At 67.7% G+C, this 18612-nt stretch carries 8 protein-coding genes; 1 reads left to right on the top strand and 7 read right to left on the bottom strand.

Annotation, left to right across the window (positions count from 1 at the left end; genetic code table 11):
• The first annotated feature begins 27 nt into the window (after nt 1-27).
• Entirely contained in the window at nt 28-1884 is a 1857-nt protein-coding gene (locus C6376_RS17660) for a DEAD/DEAH box helicase family protein (protein WP_159083227.1), read from the top strand.
• A gap of 68 nt (nt 1885-1952) precedes the next feature.
• On the opposite strand, the gene C6376_RS17655 is transcribed toward C6376_RS17660, so the two are convergent.
• From C6376_RS17655 to drmD, 7 genes are all read right to left on the bottom strand, one after another.
• Nucleotides 1953-2486, bottom strand: coding sequence for a hypothetical protein (locus C6376_RS17655; RefSeq protein ID WP_254075986.1), 534 nt, complete (start codon nt 2484-2486; stop codon nt 1953-1955).
• Nucleotides 2487-2795: 309 nt separating this feature from the next.
• Entirely contained in the window at nt 2796-3632 is an 837-nt protein-coding gene (locus C6376_RS45290) for a hypothetical protein (protein WP_254075985.1), read from the bottom strand.
• A 918-nt stretch (nt 3633-4550) separates the two neighbouring features.
• Nucleotides 4551-5285 carry a DISARM system phospholipase D-like protein DrmC gene (gene drmC, locus C6376_RS17645; RefSeq protein WP_107444292.1) on the bottom strand — a complete coding sequence of 245 codons (735 nt, stop codon included), beginning with the start codon at nt 5283-5285 and terminating at the stop codon, nt 4551-4553.
• Entirely contained in the window at nt 5278-7311 is a 2034-nt protein-coding gene (gene drmB, locus C6376_RS17640) for a DUF1998 domain-containing protein (protein ID WP_107444291.1), read from the bottom strand. Before drmB ends, drmC begins: the two co-directional genes overlap by 8 nt.
• Complete coding sequence (gene drmA, locus C6376_RS17635) at nt 7308-11066, bottom strand: DISARM system helicase DrmA (RefSeq protein ID WP_107444290.1); 3759 nt, start codon at nt 11064-11066, stop codon at nt 7308-7310. The genes drmB and drmA overlap by 4 nt, the downstream gene beginning before the upstream one ends.
• Nucleotides 11063-15103 (bottom strand): DNA methyltransferase, encoded by a 4041-nt coding sequence (locus C6376_RS17630; RefSeq protein ID WP_107444289.1) that lies wholly within the window; start codon nt 15101-15103, stop codon nt 11063-11065. The genes drmA and C6376_RS17630 overlap by 4 nt, the downstream gene beginning before the upstream one ends.
• Nucleotides 15100-18333: a DISARM system SNF2-like helicase DrmD gene (drmD, locus tag C6376_RS17625; protein ID WP_254075984.1), complete on the bottom strand. Its 3234-nt coding sequence runs from the start codon at nt 18331-18333 to the stop codon at nt 15100-15102. The genes C6376_RS17630 and drmD overlap by 4 nt, the downstream gene beginning before the upstream one ends.
• Nucleotides 18334-18612: the final 279 nt, after the last annotated feature.

The following is an 18612-nucleotide window of genomic DNA, read 5'->3' as shown; positions in this document are numbered from 1 at the left end:
GTTGTCTTTCTCAGTAGGACGTCTTCGGTGACGGCCAGCCCGCCACGCCGCCGCTTCAACGCCACCGAGCGGACCGTGCTCTTCCTCGCAGCTGACGGCCGCTGTTCCCACTGCGGTGCCGAGCTACAGCCGAGCTGGCACGGCGACCACGTCAACCCGTACTCGGCGGGGGGACCCACCGACATCATCAACGGGCAGGCCCTCTGCCCCACCTGCAACCTCAAGAAAGGCCGCTCCGTGGTCAAAGGCGCCCGCGAATGGCAGAACCAAGCACACGACAAGTTCTTTGCCAACGCGACGAAGGACTATCTCGTCTCGGCTACCCCCGGAGCGGGAAAGACCTACTTCGCGCTGAAGCTGGCAAAGCGCCTCCTACAGGAGCACACCGCAGAGCGCATCATCGTCGTCGTCCCCACCGACGCGCTGCGTCTCCAGTGGGCTGACTCCGCAGGAAACGTCGGACTGAACCTCATGCCGGTTACCGACCCAGAGGACTACGGCAAGCCTGGCTACCAGGGTTACGTCGTAACCTACGCCCAGGTCGCGAGGGGAATCGGATCCGAGAAAGTGCGGTACCTGACGAGGCGTCCCACGGTCGCGCTCCTTGACGAGATCCACCACGCAGGCGAGAACAAGTCGTGGGGTGAAGGTCTGACCCAGGCGCTCGAGCACGCTGTCCACCGGATCGCGCTCACGGGCACGCCGTGGCGCAAAGATGGCGCGAGCCCGATCCCGTTCGTGCGCTATGACCGAGACGGCAAGGTCGAGGTCGACTACGCCTACGAGTACGGAACTGCCGTCGCCGACGGCGTATGCCGGCGCATCGAATTTCACGCCTACGACGGCGAGGCCAAGTGGACCGACTGCGGGAAGGTCAGCACCGCCGCTCTGGGTGGTGAGCTCGCCGACGATGACATAGCAGCAGCGCTCGACGCCGTATTGGAGCCCACCCACAAGTGGATCCCGGCGCTGCTGGCTCAGGCGAACACCGCGCTCGACGAGCTGCGCACCGAGGTGCCAGATGCGGGCGGCTTGGTGGTCGCGCATGAAAAGTGGCACGCCCGGGCATACGCGAACCTCCTCCGTCAACTCACCGGTGAGCCGCCGATTGTGGTGCTCTCAGACGACCCAGAGGCGAAGGACAACATCGACCGGTTCCGGGAAGCGCGAAGCAAGTGGTTGGTCGCTGTGCGGATGGTTTCTGAAGGCGTTGACATCCCGCGCCTGGCGGTCGGCGTATACGCCACAAAGATCCGCACGCCCCTGTTCTTCCGCCAGGTTGTCGGACGCTTCGTGCGTATCCGTGAAGACGAGGAGTTCAACGCCCGCCTGTTCATCCCCGCTATTCCGTCGATCATGGAGCATGGACGAGCCATCGAGGAGGAGCTCCGTCACCAATTGGAGATCGAGGCCGAGCGTGTCGAGCGTGTGCGCGATAATGGCGATTCTGGGGGAGGGATGCTCGACCTCCGCATCCCGCTTGACGCGACCGAGGCGGTCTTCGATAGGGCAATCGTCGATGGCGATGAGGTGACACCCGTTGAGGTCGCCAAGGCAGCGGCGTGGCTGCGAGCGAACGGCATCCCCTCGACCTACGCGGTGAACGCTGCCCGCGGTCTGCGGTCCGCGCCCGTCGGCGCGGTAGCCGTGGTGGAGAACCCAAAGCCGACCCCTGCGCCCGCCCCGCCCCGTCACCGTGCGGAGCGCATGCTCCGCGGGGAGATTGACACTCTGGTGGGCAAGTTGGCCTACAGGCGGGGAACGCCGAAGAAGGATGTCAACCTGCAGCTGATCCGTGAAGGCTGGCCCACCCGCTCGAAGGCGACAGTGGAGCAGCTTCGCCGCCAGAAGAGTCACCTGATGCGGATTCTGGGAGAGTCCTAACCGATCCGCTGACGCAGGGGCGCGCGGCCGGTGGCGCGCGGCCCCTGGGCGGTGCAGGGTGACCCGGCTCAGTCGATGTTGGTGTCCGTCTCCTGAGCCCTTCGGGCGTTGTTCCTGAGGTTGGCGAAGGGCAGAGCTCCTCCGTGGAGTTCTTTGAACTCGTCGATCAGGTCCTGCTCAGCCTCGCCCGCGTCGTCCTCGGCCATCGGCCGCCAGGCGACGAGCAGTGCGTCCGAGTCGGCCAGCTGCCAGATGTAGCGACCGCCCCAATGGCCGGCCAGCAGACCAGTGCCGTGGCGGCGGTAGTCGGCAAGCCGCTGATTGAGTCCGTGCTGGCCCGCGGCCTTGCCGATGTACACGACCGTTGTCCCGTCCACCCAGGCATCGCCGAGCTTGTCGGCTGTCACGGATGGGTCGCGGCCTTTGAGGTGTCCGGCAGGGCTGGTGGGGAGGAACGACGGGGGCGAGGTGTCCGTGCGGATCACCACGTAGATTCCGTGCCCGGTGGGGACGTTGCTGTCGGGCAGTTCACGGAACGGCACGAAGCCGCGGAAGCCGCGTGCGGTCAGGCTCCTCTGCGTCAGCTCTGGTGTCGGGCTCATGCCAGGCATCGTGCCAGAAGCATCTGACAGTCCTGACCCGCCGCTCGTATTGCTACGGCAGGGGGACATGTAGCGCTGCGAACCCGAGGGCCCATCTCCGGTCGAGGTGCGCGGGGAACGGCGTGGCGCTCCGGGACCGCGGCACAGCGGTGCGACCGCAGTCAGGCGGTTGAGGACCGCGGCAAGCCCCGCCCCCGTGAAGAGCGGGGGCGCTTCGCGCAGTACCAGCCTGACGCAGCAGCAGCCCAGCGGTGCTGAGCAGGCTTCTGTGGGAGGAGACTTCACGGCTACCCCGCCACGGGCGACCCGTCAGGTCCACCCTGCCGCGCGCATCATGCTCACCAATGCGCGCTCGGCTGCCTGCTCCTCGTCCTGATCCACCTCGACGCTCTCCCAGCCCTGGGCATACCGCAGCACGTTGGACAGCGTCTCGTGGTCGGCAGCGCCGCGCGGGCCCTCAAAGGGCGAGTGCAGGACCGTCGACAGTGCCTGCCGCACCCAGCGGGCGACGGTGGCCTCGTCCCCCTCGGGCATCCACGGGTAGTAGGGCACTCGCCCGATTTCGCGCAGCGCCTCCGTGAGCCCTTCGAACTCCGGGCCGGGGCGCGGGCCAGCCGCGCGGTCGAGTGCGTCGGCGAATTCGGCGAGCAGCGCGAGGTCGGCTTCGGCCACTTCAATGGTGGTCAGGTACACCACGTTCCCACCGTCGGGCTCGATCAGCAGCAGCACGTTGGGCGTGGGCGGGAGGATCTCGTCCACCATCCTGTCCGCAAACTCCTCCGTCCCCTCGGGCAGCGCGTCGCGCACCCGGTAGTACGCGTCTTCGACGTCCTCGATCGGCGCGCCCGGGATCGGCGCCCTCCGGCTGTCCCGGTAGCCCATCAGCACCCCCGCACGGTCAAAGACCATGTCCATTCGGAGCCTCAGGAGCAGCCCGGCCAGCTCGTATAGGCCGGGCAGGGCGTCCTGTACGAGGGGCAACAGCAAGGTGCGGGTGGGGGTGAGGCGTGGCGGCGACTGATGGCCGCCAGCTCGGGCCCGGTCATTCGCCCGCATCGCCTCGGTGTACCGCGTGCCGGTGGCCCGGCTCTGCTCCCGGATCTCCCGCGTGCGCTTCCGCGACTTCCTGGGCTGGCTCGTAGGCATGTCTGACTCCGTACAGCAGCGCGCCCCACGCACACGCCGCTCTGAAGGCAGGCGGTTCCAGGTGCACGATGCGTCGAAGGACGGCTTGGCCTACCAACGAGGGCTCCGGCGTGAGCGGCAGACCCCTTCAGCGGTCGGCGGTCGTGGCCGCCTGCCGGGGAGCATACCGGACCGGCCGCAGCGGCACCAAAGGTCAGGTGACGACCTTGGACCGCTGCGGCTCCCGGTTACGGAGTGCCACACGCCCCTGGCCCCAGCGGACCGCGAGCTGGTCGCCGGCCGGAGGGTGTGTTTCGACGTCACCCGGGACGCCGATGGTGTCCGGGCCGACAACAGCCGCCGCCTGACCCCGTGTCCTTGAGGAACTGTGTCTGCCAAGCCGTTCGAGGTGATCAAGCTGGTTGGGCCATATCGCTCTTCCTCGGGCTTCCTCCTCCTCACGGTCACGGCGACGTCGCCCACTTCTGGCCGCATGCGCTCCAACTGGTGGACTGTCCACCGCGCCCATGCGACCTCAAGCCACGCGTACGTCCCGGCTGCCTACCGCTGCCATGGACGGGATGATCAAGGCCGTCTCAGCGGCTACGAGAGCGAGGTACTCGTACTCAGGCTCGTCGACTGCGGGAGACTCGTGTAGGCACAGAGGTTTCGCGAGATGCGCACGCAGCAGGGCGGCGGCAACCGGAGCGGGAGTTGCTGGCAGTACCGGCACTCCCAGTTCCTCTGCAACAGCCGACTGTTCCGCTGTCGGTCCCGCGTACAGATAGCGAAGTCCATCCGCGACCAACTGCCAGTCCGTCTCAGTCACTGGGCGATTTCTCCTGCCTCTCGGAAGGGATCGGTGTCGTCCTGCTTGTTGTCGCCGCTGTAATGCCAGAGTGCCCGACCCCGGCCAGTGGGCGCCCAGGACCGGGGCCGTCAGGAGATCTGTTCGTATAGGGCCCCCTCTGCCTCCCGTAGCTCGCGCTCGACGGCTTCGGTGAGGTTCGGGTTGTCGATGAGGACGCCGAACTCGACGTTGTTGTTCTCTGCGCTCCAGGAGAAGTTCGCGCTGGTGACCAGGAGGAGGTGGTGGTCGATGGCGAGGAACTTGGCGTGATTGCGGACGTATCCGCCGTCGAATTCCTTGGTCCGCCATACCTCGGCCGGAGCAAGGTGGGCGGCTACCTCTGTGGTCGACGGGGACCCGTGTTGTCCGCTGCCGTCGGCGGCCCGGGTGTCCATGTAGACGCGGACGGCGACGCCGTCGCGCTGTGCGGCCGTCCGTAGTGACACCCAGAGTGCCGAGCTGCGCTGGAAGTTGAAGGTGGAGCAGGTGATCGCGTGGCGGGCGCTGTCCACGAGGCGGGTGACTGAGGTGGTGAGCGGCCCGCTCTGGGCGAGGTGTCCGGGCATGGTCCACAGCGGTGACAGTGTGGTCGGAAGTGCCCGTGCCCCCTCGATCGCCCGCAGGACCAGAACCTGCTGATACGTCGCTCTAGCTTCTCGGGCCACCGCCTCCAGTAGCCGCCGGACCTCTGCTCGCTGGCCGACCGCGACGACCTTGAGTGCGGTGGTCAAGGTGTCGCCGTCGGCCAGGCGGTCCGCTATGTCCTTGGCCTCGGTTCCGGTCAGGAGCCGGCCGAGCTGGCGTGGCGCGTCCGCGTCACTCATGGGCCTGGAAGAAGCCGAGGTCGCTGCCGGGCAGGTCGAGCAAGAAGCGGCGGTCGAGGAAGCGGTTGGCGCGCTCGCAGGAGGTCTCCGAGGCCATTACGCAGCAGTGGCACGCGGCGCCGTGGAGGAAGTCCTCGGGATCCTGTGGGGTGCGCTTGGAGCAGATGGGGTCGGAGGAGCAACGTGTGGCCTTGCGCAGTGCGCTGCTGACGACCCGTTGGAGGCGCGTTGGCTCGCTGAGCTGTACGAGGCCGCCGAGGGTGCCGTCACTGTCGGAGGCGGTGGTGCAGATGAGAAGGCCGGCCGCGGGGTCGCGGCCTTCCGCGGCGGGCCATGCGTAAAGGCGTTCGCTGAGGCTGGCGGCCGAGTAGCCGCAGGTCAGGGCGAGTTCGCGGATGAGGATGTGGGCGAGGGTGTGGACGAGCCAGTAGCGCGGAGGCTTCAGGCGGCTGTCGGGATCGACCTGGCCCGCCGTGTCGGAGAAGCGGCGCTCGAAGTTCCTGCGGTGTGCCTCTCGGTGGAGCTTCCACAGGTCGGTGTCCAGGACGCGCTTCTCCCATGCGGCGACGGCGTTCTCGGCGAGCTGGAGGAAGATGCCTTCGCCCCGGTCCTCAGTGGCCACGGTCCAGCTCGGCCGGGATGTACGCGTCAGTGGGGCCAAGCGGCGTGGGAGGTCGCCGACGCGGTCCATGTCGTCGATGCGGGTGAAGCCGACCAAGGCATTCACCTTGCGGAGGCGTTCGACCGCGAGCACACGGGTGATCTCAGACTGCAAGGCGTCACCCCGATCACGAGTGGCGAGGGTGAGCCCGCTCTTGGGGTCCTCGACGCGGGTGCCGACGATGTCCCGCAGCAGGTAACGCCATTCGGGAACGAGGAGGTCGACCGGGTCCCAGTCGCGGAGCTTCTCCTCCTGCTCCTCGGGGGTGTCGGTGGGGGCGGAGGCCACCTGAAGGACCTGCTCCAGGTCGTGGTCGGACAGGCCCGTGACGTCGACGCCGACGTCCATGCCGAGAAGGTCCCGGATCAGGTCCAGTTTGTCGCGGTACTTGGCCAGCTTGTCGCCCAGCGCGGTGCGGACCCGGTCGGCCAGGTCGCTGGCCTCCTCCTCCTGGGACTCCGGCATCACGATGATCGACTGGGTGGCCGGGAACCACAGGTTGGAGGCGCCGACAAGCATCAGCCGGGTCTCGTTGCGGCAGCCCTTGGGCTCGAAGGCGTCCAAGTGGGGGTGGCGTCCGCGGCACTGCGGGAGTTTCGCCCTGCCAGCCTCGCCCTGAGCCTCATTCATGGGCCGTCGCATGTCGCAGGACGCGCAGTGGATGACGGCCGAGGCGCCCTTGCCGGCGGTCCGGTCGACCATCTTCAGGGCGGGTAGCTCCGCCTGGGTGCACGGTTGTCCGCGGTGCACCCACAGGTCGTACGGGAACTCGTCCAGGTGTCCGTCGACGCAGGCCAGTAGATATCGGGCCGGGATGGCTGTGCGGCGCATCGGCTTGCGGGTGCCGGCGCCCGCGCGGCCCGTGCACTTGGCGTGCTCGAAGACGGCCAGGTCGGTGCGGAAGGGGTGCGTGTTGCGGTAGTCGAACTGAGCGAGCAGTCCGAGCATGTCGCAGCCCGTGCACCGCAGCCATTGCGGGAAGACTCGGGAGGGGACTCCGAGGTCGTTGCCTTCGGCGGAGCGGCTGTGTTTCTTCGGCTGCCAGGGATACGGCCGCAGCTGCACGTCGGGCGAACGCAGCATCATCCGGACCACATCACGGAGGCGCGGGGCGTGGATCTGCGGGGGCGCGGAGTCTCGGCGCCGCCAGATGCGGTCCCATTCGTCTAGGCCCGTGGGCATGATCGTGAACTGCGGCAGGTCCATAATCGCGCCCGGGCCGTAGGTGTAGAGCAGGGAGGAGGGGCGGGCCGAGCCGACCTTGGCACGGTTGTGCTTGGTGGCTTTCTCCGCCTCCTGCTCCAGGTCGCCCAGCGGGTCGACGGCGTGGGCGACGTCGTAGACGAAGCGCGTCTCGTCACTCACGAGTTGTCCTCCGGCATCTTCCACTGAGGGGCATGGTCGGGTGCGCGGTACACCAGTCGCTCCTTGATCGGACTCACCAGGAGGTTGATCTCCGGCTGCACCTCGCGCATGGAGTTCGCCACGATGAACGGCGCGGCGTCGCGAGTGTCGATGCCCGCCTTGGCGTTCTCCGCGCTCATCATCAGCGCGTCGTGCCGGCCGTCGTCCAGAACCCTCTCGTACACCAGCGACTTGCGGTCCTCCATGAGGCTCTTGCGTCGCTTGCCCCATTGGTCGAGCCGGTTCTCCAGACGCAGGCGGGCGCGGTCAGCGGCGTCCTCGTCGCCGGCCCGCGCGACGCGACGGACGAGGGCGTCGACGAGTTCGCCCGCGAAGTGCTGCTCGGCTTCGATACGGGCCGCCCCGTCCTCCGGGGACAGCCCTTGGCCGTGTCCGGCCTTGGCAGCCTGCAGGACGCGGGCGGCGCTGACCAGGACGCCGTCCAGGCCGCGCTCCAGGGAGGTCACCGAGAACGGGGTCACGGACAGCGCCTCCACCTGGGCGTAGAACGTCTCGTGGTAGTGGCGGAACTGCTCGTAGTGGGCAAGGTCCCTGGGCCGTGCCCAGTTCCCGAGCGCGACCACCAGACCCGGCCGGTCCGCGGTACGGCCGACTCGGGAGGACGCCTGGATGTACTCGGCAGTGTTCTTCGGCTGCCCGACCACGAGCATCAGGCCAAGGCGGGTCACGTCCACACCCACCTGGAGCATGGAGGTGGCCAGGACCACGTCGTACGGATTGACCTCACGCGTGGGTTCCGGCTTCTTCGCCTCTCGCAATGCGCGCCGGTTCCGCTTCCCTGCGGTGGAGTCGAAGCCCGGGTCGAACGCCGTCGCCATCTGGTCCAGGGTGGCGGTGATGTCTGCGCTGGCCACGCGCGAGGTCAGCTCGGCGACGTGCAGCGAACCGTAGTCGGTGCCGGTGCGGCGGGGGAGCTTCGACCAGGGGCGCCCCTTGGCGAGCGCGGTCTGGATGTCGTCGCTCATGTATCGAGCCATGCCGGCGAGTTCACGGGTGGCGCTGAAGTAGCCGACCAGGCTCATGTACGGATCGGCCACGCGGCCGGAGCGGTCAATAAGCAGTTGCCCGCCGGCCAGGAGCACCTCGGCGACCCGAATCTCCGCTGTGGTCAAGCGCACTCCGGTCGTGCTGATCCCGACGTACCGGCGTCCCGGGTGCTTCTCGGAGACCGGGATCTCCTTGGAGAAGTAGGTGTTCCCGGCGTCGAGGACCTGCGGCGGGAAGATGGTGACGTCGCGACCGTACAGCGCACGCACCTGCTCCGACGCGTTACGGGCGGTGGCTGTCGAGGCGACGAGCAGCGGACGCACCGGGCGCCCGTCCTTTGTCCGCCAGTCGGTCATCACGTCGATGGCCACCTCGAACAGGCCCACCGTCGTGCCGAGCGCTCCGGTGATCAGGTGCAACTCGTCCTGGATGACCAGATCCGGGGGCCGCAGCCGCATTGCCGGGTGAACGGGGGCCGCCGCCAAGCCGTCCTTCTTGGGATGCTTGCTGCCGTCCTTGATGTCGCACTGCTGATAGTCGGGATGCACAAAGTCGTGCCGTTCACAGCGCCGCGAGACGTGCCCGAACAGCGAGGCGGCCTCGCCCTCTCGCGCCAGGCGGGCGAACTTGTCCACGGTGGCGATGACGAATGCCGGCGCGAGCCGATAGATCTCCTCGTCCACCGTGAGCACCGGCAGCCCGTCCGGGACCTCACCGCCGTCGGCGAACGGGCAGTCGGCCAGCTCGTCCCCGCAGTACACGTACACTCGGCGCCGCGCAGGCTCCGTGCGCACATCCCGTGCCTCGACCCGCGTCCCGCACCAAGGGCAGCGCTGGATCTGCAGCACCGTCAGCCGATAGCCACGGCCCCCGTGAGCCTTCTGCAACTGCTCGGCGGCCTCGTCGTACCGCTTCGGGCTCACATCGGTGCCGACCCACAGCCCGATCCGGAACGGCTCCTCCCCCCACGTCCCCATATCATCGCGCCGCGCCAGCTCCGCCGCGCACACCAGGGCTGTGGCGCGCTGGAACTGCTGGGCGGTGAGCAGGCGCAGCGTGTACCGCATGAGGACGGCCACCCCGGACCGCCCGTCCAGCGGACCGTCGAAGGCGTCCACAACGCCCTGGCGGCGACGGATCGCGAACGTGTAGGCGGCCAGACCCAAATACGCCTCCGTCTTGCCACCACCAGTCGGGAAGAACAGCAGCTGTGCCTTGGCCAGATCCCCCGACCGCTTCTCGGCCGCAGGGTCGGACAGCAACGGCAACTGCATGAGCACGAAGGCGAGCTGGAAGGTACGCCACGAATGCGCCAGGGCTCCCTTCTCCGCGAGGATTGCCTCGCGAGCCTCGTCGATGCTCTCCTCCGGCCGGCTCGCTCGCCGCTCCGCGACCTGGGACTGCACACGCTGATCGGCCATCACCCGGTTCATGAACCGGAAGCAGCGCAACGCCTCCTCGTCCCCGAGGAGATGCTTCAGACCCTCCTCAAGCTGGCGCTGCACCCGACGCGCCTCGGTGACCGCGTCCAAACCCTCGGACCGCAGATGCTCCGGAAGAGCCTTGGCCCGCTGCTCCTCGCCGTCCAGCCAGGCTGTGTAACCCGCGACGATCGGCTCAAGGCCCGTACGCAGCTCGTCGGTCGACGCCTCCTGGAGCTTGCGCATGTCCAGCAGGGCCGCGCCGATCTCCTCGGCGGCCGTCTGAGGCGTCTCACTCGCCGGCAGCCATGTCGTCCAGACCTCGCTGGCCCTGCGCGCTCCCTCGGCTACCTTCCAGTCCACCGAGCAGGTCCGGCCATGGGCGAACTCCAGACGGTTGCGGTACTGAAGCCGCAGCCGCCGCAGTTCGTCGTCCGGCTCCTCACGGGTGTCGAGGAGTACGTCATTGACCGGCAGGAACACGTCAGCGCCACCGGCCGACACCGACAGCTCGGTCTGGTACAGCCACGCCTCGACCGGGATCTTGCGAGGCGTCTCCCGGTCGTTGCACAGCGCCACCTCGATCAGCCGGCAGCCACGCTCGGAGTCGTCGTAACGATCCACCCGAAGCAGGATCTTGTCCTTGAGCACGATCTCGGTCGTACGGGACTGCTTCAGGTCGGCAACCTTGATCGCCTTCGCAATAGCGTGCGGGGTGCGCTGGAAACGACGGAGAGCCGGCGCGGGTGCCGCGCCCTCGCCCCCGCCGCCTTCGGTGCCCTCGCCACGCTTCTCCTTCACTGGCTCGTACGTGCCCCACGAGGCGGTCACCGTGAACTCGTCGAGATGGTCAGGGATCTGGAAGCGCAGCCCCATCGATGCCGGGATCATCAGCCCACGCTTCTGCGGCTGGTCCTCGACCTCGTCCTCGTCCGAGCTCGCGCTGCTGTCGTCGACGGCGGTGAGCGGCACGCCCCGGCTCTCGACAGCGTCCACGGCGTCGCCCACATCGGTCGCAGCGTCATCCGATCCAGCCTCGCCGGGGTCGTCCTGGCCGGCGGTGAGCCGCACGGGCGCGATCCGGCCGATCAGGTACGCCGAGTCAGGGACCCCGTCGAGGACCTCGTCCGGGCCGTTGGCTGGGCCGAGGAGCTCACGCTTCAGGATGTCGACCAGGTTCTCGCGGGCCGTCCAGGAACGGCCGTCGGGTTCGAGGGCGAGACGGTAGGACGGGGCCTGGGGGGTGCCGGCTGCGGGCGGGGTGCTGCTGCGCCGCGGGGTGGTCATTCGTCGTCCTCCTCGTCCTCGATGCCCTCATTCTTGCCGGGGGGACTGACAACGCCCTGCGAGGCGGCGCGGCGATGGTTCTCTTCGAGGAGGCGGTCGAGGACCTCCACCCGGGCAGCGGGGCTCACCGTCCAGCGTTGCATCTGGCGGTATGTGTGGAAGCCATGGCCCAGAGGGACGTCGTCCCAGCCGTAGGCGGCCATGACGGCTCGGTCAAGCTCGACGTGGATCTCGCGGAGCCGGGCTACATCGGGATCGGCAGAGTCGGAGATAGCGGGATCGTTGACCAGGTTGTAGAGCTTGGTGAGGCCAATGTTGCGGCGGAGCATGATCTCACGTCGGTTGATGTCGAGAGTGCTTCCAACGTCAGTAAGCCGATCTGAAAGTCTCGGGCGAGGAAACGTACCGAACACATCTGACGGTGTGTAACGAGGGTCGTTCCGCATACCTGATCCGTACTTGATGGCCCAGGTTTGATGGAGCGACGAAGACAGCACCGCTTGATCGGCGAATGAGTCCGTAGCGAAGACTCCCAGCATGTGACTGAATACCTGCCCCGCGGGCACTTGAAGTGGCACCACGGATTTACTCGTCAAAGCGATCACAAGCACCTTGTCGAGGTGGCGGATCGCCTCCCGCATCCCAGGAGCCTGCTCTGCAAACAACCACCAACGCTCGCGTCGAACCTTACGATTGTTTGTCGCTCGTACCGGCTTTACGCGCTCGAGCACCCGTTGGTATGGCAACTCGTACATTTTTGCCTGCTCCTCAGACATGCCGGTGAAGTCGATGATCCAGCGCGCAGGCGAGGCATCTGGCCGTGAATTGAGGTTCTCACCATTGAGGTACGGATATAGAACTCTTGCGTTCGCAGGGGATGCCTCGATCCAGGCTTTTGCCTCCTCGGGATCCAGCACGAATCCCAGCCCATCGACCTTGCAGCCGTTGTACGCAATCCCTTCGTTCTCCGCAAGTGGATATGGGGTGCCGTCTACACGTCCGCCCGCCTCCAACAGAGTGGAAATTCGGGCGACCTCGACGTCCTCCTCACCCTCCGCGACCACCCGTGTCGCAGCCGAGTCAACGACGGCCCGCGTACCCCACACTGCCGCGTACTCCAGGTTTGCGCTGGCTGCAGGCCAGGATCGACTCTGGATGGCGCGGGTGATCGTGAACTTAGCCATCGCTAGCTGGTCGAGGCCGACCTGTCGAGTGTCGCCCTGCGCGATCGTGTTCGTCGCGATTAGCCCCAGCCCTCCACGGCGGGTGAGCATGGCGTATGCCCGCAGAAAGAAGTACGCAGCCAGATCTCCGTTGCCCTTCTTCCCGTTGGCAAGGACGCTGACGAGCCAATCCCGGATGTTAGTCCCCATGGATCCAGTGATTTTTGATCCGCCCAGGAACGGCGGGTTCCCGATCACCGCATCGAACCCGCCCCGCTCCATGACATCCGGCACAGCCAGAATCCAGTGCAGCGGCTTCCATCGCTCGTAGTCCGTCGTCACCGTCGGTGTGAGCCCGGCTTCCTTGATGTCGTCGAGCATCACCCGGTCTGTCTCCCCGCCCCCGGCGGGGTACGCGCTCTCCACCGCGATCCGCAGATCCTCGTACGCCGCCTTCAGCTGCTTGCTGGGCTTTCCACCCCATCGCAGCGCGGCCGCTACTACCCCATCCGCGACGTCGGCGAGCTGCGCCGTCAGCTCCTGGTACCTGCGCCACTGCCGCCGCTTGGTAGCGGCCGAGCGCTGCGGGTCGCTGTCGTCGACCTCGGTGGCGAGCTGGCGGCGCAGACGGCTGGCCTGGTCCAGGATGGCATCCACGTCCAGGGCGAAGATGCTGAACTGGTTGCCGGCCGCGGTGGGGTCGATGTGGAGGCGGCGCAGCTGGTCGGCGTCGGTCAGGCCGAGCAGGGCATTGCCGTGCAGCACCTTGTCGTCGACAAATGAGAACGGGAGCTTCGGGTCCAGTGACACCAGCCAGAGCGACAGTTTGCACATCTCCACGGCCATGCCGTTGATGTCGGCGCCGTACAGACAGGTCGCGACGACGGTCCTTATGGCATGGACGTACAGGTCGTGCGGTGTCCTTCCGTACGCCACGCCCTCACGCTGCCATGCCTCCACAAGCCGGTCGGCGAGGTACCGTGCCGCGGCGACGAGGAAGGCGCCCGAGCCGCAGGCGATGTCGGCGATGCGCAGGTCGAGGATCTGGTCGGAGTCAATCGGTCGCCACGCGTCCTGGTCGGCGGTCTGGTGTGGTCCGGGCGAGTAGACGAGAGGTTCCAGCGCGTAGCGGACAACGTCCTCAGCCAACGAGCGGGGCGTGTAGTGCGCGCCGGCCGAGGCGCGCGAGGGGGTCTCCACCAGCAGAACGCCGCCGGGCTCGACCACCAGCGGCCGGTTGCGCAGGTCGCGGCGGATGATTCCGATGAACGGGCGCAACCGGTCGCGCAGTTCGGGGTCGTCGGTGACGTCGCGCAGGGCGATCTCGGTGTCGTCAAGGGTGTCGGGGGCCTTCAGTGCCTTGGTGAGGGCGGCTTTGCTGGACGGCTTCGCGGCCGGCTGGTGCTGCTTGATCCAGGCGAGGATCGCGTCGGCCAGCGCGGTCTCGGTGCGCTTGGCCTGGCTGAGTTCTTCGAGGGCGGCGAGGGGGATCTCGGGTTCGCATCCCGCGCTGCCGGCCAGGCCGACGACGATCTCTTTGGCCGGTTCGCAGGAGTAGCCGAGCAGACCTTCGTAGATGTAGCCGATCTGTTCGACGTCGATGTCGCGGAAGGAGATCCGTCGTGCTCCGCCGGGCAGTTGGGCGATCTGCACGGCGCGCAGGACTTCGAGCATGACGCGGTCGCTGACCGTGATGGCCAGGGTTTCCTGGGAGTCGCAGGCGGTGAGGAAGGGGAAGCGGGCCGGGTCGAAGAGGGAGCCGCCGTACTCGGGAAGGCGCAGGTCCTCGAAGCTCGCGCCCCGGTACAGGGCCTGGGAGGTGGCCAGGAGACGGTGCCATGTCAGGAACGTTGCGTCCAGGGCCTGTTCGCCCTCTTCCTTCTCGCGGGCATCGAGGAGGTCGAGTTCGTCACTGATGCCGTATCCCATGGCGAAGAGACGGCTCTGGGGCAGCAGCCCGCGTTCTTCGGCGAAGAGGAGGAAGACGACGCGCATCATGACGGTGACGGCGGCCTCGTACACCTCGCCCCGTGCCGCCGGCAGCGGGTCGGGCTCGCCGCGTCGCTGCGCGTCCAGGGCGCCTTCGGACAGAGCCTGGACGATGAGTTCGACGGCGCGGCGGACCTGGGTGCCCAGCGCTTCGGTGATCTTCTCGGCGGCGGTGACGGACTCGCCGAAGAGTTCCGTCAGCCGGTCCTGCTGCTTGCCGCCTACCAGGCGGCGGCGCTGGAGGAGTTCGATGAACGCGTTGCGGGTCTGGGGCTCTTCGATCCACGTCTGGGCGTCGACGATGCCGGAGGCGACCATGGTCTGCGGGCGGGCGCTGACGATCGCCCACCAGCGGCCGTCGGTGACGACGCCGATGGGGACGCCGGAGACGCGCAGCAGCTCTTCCATGCGGTCGATGGGGCTGGCCGACCAGCCGTCGGTGAGCGGGTCGCGCAGGGAGTCCGTGGGGTCGGTGACCAGGACGAGGGCCCCGACGGTGTCGCCGTGGACGAGGGCGCCGTCGGCGCGGACGGTGACGGCGTAGTCGGGCGAGCGGACCTCGGCGGCGGCTGGGGCGGGCACGGGGTAGGAGGCACCCCAGCGCAGTCCCTGGCGCAGGACGAGATCGACCCAGGTGTCGCGGGCCTCGCGGTACACGTCGAGGGCGGCTTCGTCACCGGGGTGCTCGTCCCAGTTCTCCCATGCCTTCTCGAAGGCTGGCTTGGCGTCCTTGATGGCGTCGAGCGCCCGGGAGTCGGGCTGGGGGATGCCTTCGCGGTAGACGCGTTCCAGGGCGGGGACAGCGAGGAACGGGCCGTCGGCGTCGACGAGTTCGAGCCAGGCGCGGTGCAGGTCGGCGGCGGTCGGGGGGTAGCGGCGGCTCATGCCTTGACCATTCCGTTCTTCGCGTCTTCGGGGGTAAGGGCGAACACGACCGCGGCGGCGGATACGTAGGGCCTGATGTCGCTGTAGCGCTCCTGGATCGAGGCGATCTCGCGCGTCTCCTCGTCGTCCAGGCTGTCCAGGCGCTCGTTCATGTGGTGCAGGTCCCGACGTCGCTGCTTCTGCTGGTCGTCGGTGAACAGCAGTTCTTCCTCGGCGCGGATGGCCTGCTCCAGGCGGTCGCGGGACTCGCGCAGGTTGAGCCGGAAGGCATCGAAGATCTCATGGGCACGCTTGATGTCGGAGTCCCGGCGCTGTGTGAGCGCCTCGGTGACCTTCTCCTGACGGCTGGCGCTCTTGCGTTCCATCGCGGTCAGCAGGCGTGTACGCAGCCGGGAACCATCGTCGTTCCACTGCTCGGCGAGGTGAGCACGCACCTTCTCATCAGCCAGGAGCAGATCCGCGGAGTCGAGGGTTTCGTCGAGGACCTGCTCGACCTTGGACTCGGCGAGTGCCTGACCGCGTAGCCGGACGCCGGTGAGGAACACCTCCTCGTGGAGTCGCAGCCCGCCGCGTCCGACCAGAACAAGCCGGGAGACGGCGGCCACACAGGACTCGGGAAGGCCAGGGGCAATGACGGCGGTGACCCGGTGTACCGGGGAGTCCGTGCTGAACAGCGCGGAGCGCAAGGTGCGGGTAGCGCGCTGCATGAGGGCGTGCCCGAGGTGGATGTGCACCAGATCGGTGCGCTGCTGAGCGGCCTGGTCATCGAAGGTGATGGGACGCGGGACACCCGGCTCCAGGCGGGTGTCCAGGCCGCGCAGGGCCGGCTGCCAGGAGCGGCCGAGGCTCGGGACCTCGAAGACCTGCGCCTCGGTGCGGTCGTCGCCGATCTCTACGAGCGGGGGCTGAGAGGTCAGGGTGAGCGCGGTGTCCACCACCCGACGGGCGTTCGCGGGCGTGAGATGCATGGCGGCCTTGCGCTCGTCGTACGTGTCCGACAGCCGGGTGAGCTGGCGGTTCAGCTCCATCCCGCCGGCCAACACGCGGGTGATCACCTCATTGCCGTCGTCCGGCGCAGTCAGCCGGGCCTTGCGCGCCGTACGGGTGGGGGCGAAGTGCTCCTGCACCTCGGCGTCGATGACCTGGTTGACCTTGCCGAGGTCCTCGGTGGCCCGCCCGACCTTGGTCGCGATGATCCCCATGAACTTCATGTCCGCGTCGTACGTCGTGGAGCCGGAGACCGGCACGAAGTGGAAGATCTCCGGGTTCTTCGTCTGCCCGTACCGGTCGATCCGGCCGATGCGCTGCTCCAAGCGGGACGGGTTGAAGGGAATGTCGAAGTTGACCAAGCGGTGGCAGTGGGTCTGCAGGTCGATGCCCTCGCCGGCGGAGTCAGTGGCGAGCAGGACTCGGACGGGGTGCTTGTCCGGGCTCTCGGTGAAACGCGCGCGGATCTTCTCCCGCTCCTCGGTCGGGGTCGAGCCCTGGATGACCTCCAGTACGTCGTTGTAGCCGCGCTGCCGCAGGACGCGCTCGATCCATTCAAGGGTGGCTGCGTACTCCGTGAACACCACGACACGTTCGTTGGTCCAGTGGGTACCGTCCGGCCGGCAGACCGCGGCGAGGAAGGTCAGCAGTTCTTCCAGCCGGGAGTCCGGCTTGTGCTCATACCGGCGCCCCCACTCGATGAGCGAGGCAATCTCGCTTCTTGTGGCCGCCACCAGGGGGTCCGAGCCCTTGGTGTGACGCAGCGCGGTGAACTCGGGGTGCTCGGCCGCGCCCTCCTCCTCGTCCGACTGACCGCTGCCCAACACCTCCGTGTAGTACTGGTCCTCGTCGTCCATCCGAAGCTGCCGGTCGCCCCCGTCCGCACCGTCGTACAGCTCAAGGGTGCGGGCGAACGACCACGGGCTGGACAGGAAACGCTTCTTCAGCAGCATCGCGACGATGTCGCCGCCCGAGCCCTTGCCGTTCGCCCGGGCACTCTCCGCCAGCAGCCACTCCAACCTCGCGAACTGCTGCTGCTCGTCCTCCGACGGTGTGAACGGAAGGGGCTTCACCTGCCGGGTCTTGAACCCCTTGTCCGGCAGATCGGTCTTCAGCCACCGCACCATCACCTCCTTCAGCGCCTGCTCGTCGATGCTCGCGCCGCGGGTGAACCGGCGACCGTCGATCATCTCCAACAGGGCGGTGAAGGACTCCGAATAGCCGTTGTGCGGGGTAGCGCTCAAAAACAGCCGGTGCTCGCACGCCTCGGCGAGCCGCATCGTCGCAGTCGTCCGCTTGCTGTCCACCGCGTAGCCACGCTGCCCCGGAGCCGTCGTCGGGCTGGCCGGCGCCACGTGGTGCGCCTCGTCGACCACCAGCACATCAAACGCGTACCGCCTGGCCGTGCCCGCGCTGCGCACATCGGCCAGCACGTCACGCAGCAAACGCTGCGCTCTCAGCGACGGCAGCCACGCCATGCTCACGATCACGCGAGGGAAGAGTCGGAACGGGTTGGCGTTGAGCCCGTGGCTCCGCCGTACCTTCGCCATCAGCTCACTGTTGACGATGACGAAGTCGAGGCCGAACTTCTCCCGCATCTCGTCCTGCCACTTCAGCGACAGGCTCGGCGGGCACACGATCACCACGGATCGTGCACGGTGCCTCAGTAGCAGCTCCTGCACGACGAGGCCGGCCTCGATGGTCTTGCCCAGACCGACATCGTCCGCGAGTAGCAGGTTCGTGCGCGACGACTGCAGGGCACGGCTGAGCGGCACCAGCTGGTACGCCTCCACGTTGGCGCCGCTGCGGAAGGGAGCCTGGTAGGAGTTCGCGTCCGCTGAGGTGACCGCGCCCCAGCGCACCGCGTCCACGAACGCGGCGAGCGTATTCGGGTCGTCGAACGCCTCCGCCCGTACAGTCTCTGGAAGGCCCTGGTTCGGGGCGACGGTGTGCCCGACCTCCAGCTCCCAGACCACCGACAGCTCCTGCCCGAGCCGGTCCTCATCCAGTGACTGCAGGCTGACCACATGCGTCAGCCCCGCCACGCCCTCGTCGGCGGGGCTGCGGGGGAGACCTTGCTTACGGACATCGGATACGGCCCAGGTAGAGCCTCGGACCTTGACAACCTGCCCCGGCTCTGGGACCGGAGGAAGGCCCGCCGCGTTCGGGGTAGTGCTCGCTGATCCCTCTGGATACTCCGTCGCGGTCGCCACCTGGGCAGACTCCTTCACCAATGCCGTCATCGTCGAACTGTGATCCTCTCAGCGCTTCGCGCCGCAACGAAGGGTGTGAAGGATCACGAAAGCGCCAGTATCTCCGACCCCGGGTACGGTCCGCCCCAGGTCGCCAGAACTCGTTCACATCGCTGGTTAGGCGTGAGCAGGACATGCCATCCCGGACGCCCGGATGGTGTCAAACCCCGGGCATTCCCGGTATCGCACTCCGCTTGATCTCTCGCTCACGAGGACCCGGTCCTCGTGTCGGAGCCGGTGTCTCCCGGCTGGCCAGCTGTGCGGCTTCGC

Source organism: Streptomyces sp. P3 (genome assembly GCF_003032475.1).
Taxonomy (GTDB): Bacteria; Actinomycetota; Actinomycetes; order Streptomycetales; family Streptomycetaceae; genus Streptomyces.
Note: the sequence above shows the minus strand (reverse complement) of the source record. Positions and strands in the feature narration are given on the sequence as shown.

What these genes read in the sequence shown, in the direction of transcription:
- C6376_RS45290 (WP_254075985.1), bottom strand. Translation starts at nt 3,632, where the DNA reads ATGCCTACGAGCCAGCCCAGGAAGTCGCGGAAGCGCACGCGGGAGATC.
- C6376_RS17630 (WP_107444289.1), bottom strand. Translation starts at nt 15,103, where the DNA reads ATGAGCCGCCGCTACCCCCCGACCGCCGCCGACCTGCACCGCGCCTGG.
- drmD (WP_254075984.1), bottom strand. Translation starts at nt 18,333, where the DNA reads ATGACGGCATTGGTGAAGGAGTCTGCCCAGGTGGCGACCGCGACGGAG.
- drmA (WP_107444290.1), bottom strand. Translation starts at nt 11,066, where the DNA reads ATGACCACCCCGCGGCGCAGCAGCACCCCGCCCGCAGCCGGCACCCCC.
- drmC (WP_107444292.1), bottom strand. Translation starts at nt 5,285, where the DNA reads ATGAGTGACGCGGACGCGCCACGCCAGCTCGGCCGGCTCCTGACCGGA.
- C6376_RS17655 (WP_254075986.1), bottom strand. Translation starts at nt 2,486, where the DNA reads ATGAGCCCGACACCAGAGCTGACGCAGAGGAGCCTGACCGCACGCGGC.